This is a genomic window from Streptomyces sp. NPDC015127 (genome assembly GCF_043080095.1).
Taxonomy (GTDB): domain Bacteria; phylum Actinomycetota; class Actinomycetes; order Streptomycetales; family Streptomycetaceae; genus Streptomyces.
This window is the reverse complement of record NZ_JBIBVE010000087.1, coordinates 1-2,645: the sequence shown is the minus strand read 5'-3', so window position 1 is coordinate 2,645 and position 2,645 is coordinate 1. Positions and strand designations below refer to the sequence as shown.

Below are 2,645 nucleotides of genomic sequence, written 5' to 3'. Positions count from 1 at the left end.
GATGAGCCAGGAGACATGCTCGACGAGCTCGTACGGGACGTCGAGCATGGAAGGATACGGAACCAACAGGGCCCCTCGGTCGCCGGTGTGATGAGATCACCACGCCAACGACGAGGGGGCCTGTCCTGTCACGCCCCTGCCCACCAGGTCATTTCCCACCGCGGGGCAGGATGAAAGAGGTTCAGTGATTCAGAGGTCAAGAAGACCAGTTCAGGCACACCTGCGTAATATTACCTCTGAGTTCGGCACCGTATTCGGGGTCTCCGGGCATCCAGTGATATTTATCACTCATCGCGGCATCTGTAGGAAAGTGGATAGCTTTAGTGCTTGTTGGTCCCATTGAAGCTCCACAGCCATCCATGGTGTCATACGTCTGGACTAATTGGGAAATTCCAGGATTCAATTTCTGTGCAGCCTCGCCAAAACTATTCCCGGCTGCGAGCCCGGTCACCGCGTAGACGTACACACAGTGCGTCCATGTCCTGTCTCCCGATGCGCCCGTAGTGCATTGCGGTTCGCCGTAAACCGCACCCTTGACGCTCTGTGTGTCGAGAGCATTCGCCGGCGTACCACCGAGAAGAGCGAGTGATCCGGCTGCGAGAGTGGCGCCGAATAGGCGCGTTAAATTCATCATGCCCGTCAAGGTAGCTTTCGAAGAGAGAGGCCGATATGAGTAATTGATACCGGACAAGCAACTGTGAGTACTAAATACTTGGCGGAAACCTCAGCCTGCTACCACGCTGATGGAACTGATGGTCACTCATTGAAGAAGTGACTGATCGCAGTCTGTCACGAATGGGGAGCCGAGACGGCCTTCTGGGCGCGGCCCGGCGTATCGCCCCTGACCGGATACCGGCGCAGCCTTCCAGTACAGGCCAATGCCAGCGTGACGTGCCCCCGACACTCGTAGGCAGAGTGCAAAACAGGGGCGCGAAGCACTCGCGGTGCCGAGCTGCGGCAGGCAGATAATGCAAGACCGGCGACAAGCGTGCCGCGATAGCGGCTGAGAACAACTCAAGTGCCCTCCTGCACGCCTGCGAGGTCGCAGGATCCGCCGTCCTCTCAGAACGTGAACGGGCAGCGGATAAGAGCTACCCGATCGACTGGAACCGGGTTGACGACAGCGGCCTCAAGACATCGACATCTCCCGCCCCTACATCTCCGAGACCCTCGGGCGACTGGAGGAGCAGCTGACCCGGTTTGCCGACCAGGCGCCCGTGGCCGCCTTGAATGCCCTGCCACGCTCGAACGCCTCACCCGGGACGTCGGACACGAAGCTGCTCTGCCGCATAGCCGACCAGTTGTCACCGGAGCGATCGGACAGGCACTCGGAATTCAGTCCTGCCCGAGCCCGCTCCCGCCTCACCGGGCACGTCCTTGCCCGGTGGCGATTCCCTCGCTGTCGCTCGCCTGCCAACCACGGTACCCCCCTCCGCACGATTGGTAACGCCTGTTACCATGCGGGTGTGGCGAAGACACAGATCGGTGCACGGGTGGACGAGGACGTAGCGGAACTCGCGAGGCAGCGCGCCGCTGACCTTGGGCTGAGCGTGGGGGACTATCTCACCCGCCTCGTGCAGGAGGACACCAGCGGGCTGCGCGCCCGGGCTGTGGATGCGGCAGCCCGCTTCCTCGCCGAGCACCAGGACATCTTTGACGAGGCCGAGGACGCCCAGCAGACTCCGGCAGCGCGCGCCGCCTGATGGAACTGCACATCGACGTCCCCTGGATCCTGCAGGTCGCCGAGATCGCAGGAGCGGACGATCCGGCCCCCGACGACTACGGCGTGCCTCTCGCCGCCATCGCGCGCCACCGCGCCGAGTTCTTCAAACAGCCTGTCTACGACGGCCCTTACCCCAAGGCCGCAGCGCTGGTGCACACTCTGGGCCGCTGCCGATGGCTTGAGCGCTCCAACATGGCCGTCGCCGCCGCCAGCGGCGTCATGTATCTGGAAGCCGCAGGCATCGCGGTCAAACCAACGCGCAACGACGCGATGGCGCTCCGCGACCTCCTTCTCGATCCCCGCTGCACCGCCGCCAAGATCGCCGCACTGCTCCGCACGTGGCCCACCGCCACCTGAGGTGCGCCCCAAAGAATGGGGGCAGTCGGTGCGCAGGCGCCGGCCCACGCGTCAGAGCAGCACTCGTTGACGCGACTGCTGTGCCTCCGTCCGTGGGAATCTCCGGCACGAACCTGTACGACAGCCAGGCTCTCCGATACTGCCGATCCGTTCCAGCCGCGGACGCCGATGGCGCGGGCTGGGAAAGCTTCACGCCGACAACGACTACGACTACTCCACCTGCGACGGCGGCTACGCGGACGGGGCATCGCGTTGCGCCGGGCTCGCCGGCTGCTGCCGCCTCCACTGCCGCAACGAGCCAAAGCCGAACACTTCCTCGTCTTCACCAGCACCGCCTGCACTGCTACCGCTGACTCGCCAAATTCGATGACTGTCAAAGGCGTCGTTCAGGTGTGCGTCTAATGGCCCCGACTGTCACGACTCGGGCACCTGGAAGAGATGGCTATGGTGATCAACTCCGCGCGTACGCTAGTGAACCTCTTTCATCCTGAATACGTGCAGGTCATGAGGGTGTGGACGGCCTGGACGATGGTGCCGATGCGGCGGGTGGAGCATCTGGCCCGCC

General features: G+C 63.4%; 3 protein-coding genes and 2 pseudogenes. 2 read left to right on the top strand and 3 right to left on the bottom strand.

Annotated elements, in window-relative coordinates; translation table 11 throughout:
* Both ACF08N_RS38020 and ACF08N_RS38015 read right to left on the bottom strand, forming a co-directional pair.
* A pseudogene (locus ACF08N_RS38020) lies at nt 1–92 on the bottom strand (IS5/IS1182 family transposase); the annotation flags it as partial.
* A gap of 104 nt (nt 93–196) precedes the next feature.
* Nucleotides 197–466 carry a hypothetical protein gene (locus tag ACF08N_RS38015; RefSeq protein WP_392329263.1) on the bottom strand — a complete coding sequence of 90 codons (270 nt, stop codon included), beginning with the start codon at nt 464–466 and terminating at the stop codon, nt 197–199.
* Between the two features lie 1,000 nt (nt 467–1,466).
* Here ACF08N_RS38015 and ACF08N_RS38010 point away from each other — a divergent pair.
* A complete protein-coding gene (locus ACF08N_RS38010) occupies nt 1,467–1,703 on the top strand; it encodes a hypothetical protein (RefSeq protein WP_392329262.1) in 237 nt (78 codons plus the stop codon).
* Nucleotides 1,703–2,080 carry a fic family toxin-antitoxin system, toxin component gene (locus ACF08N_RS38005; RefSeq protein ID WP_392329261.1) on the top strand — a complete coding sequence of 126 codons (378 nt, stop codon included), beginning with the start codon at nt 1,703–1,705 and terminating at the stop codon, nt 2,078–2,080. The genes ACF08N_RS38010 and ACF08N_RS38005 overlap by 1 nt, the downstream gene beginning before the upstream one ends.
* A 482-nt stretch (nt 2,081–2,562) precedes the next feature.
* Here the strand turns inward: ACF08N_RS38005 and ACF08N_RS38000 are convergent.
* Nucleotides 2,563–2,645, bottom strand: a pseudogene (locus ACF08N_RS38000) (IS5/IS1182 family transposase); the annotation flags it as partial.

Excerpts from the sequence above, each read along its gene's own strand:
- ACF08N_RS38005 (WP_392329261.1), top strand. The coding sequence starts at position 1,703 with ATGGAACTGCACATCGACGTCCCCTGGATCCTGCAGGTCGCCGAGATC.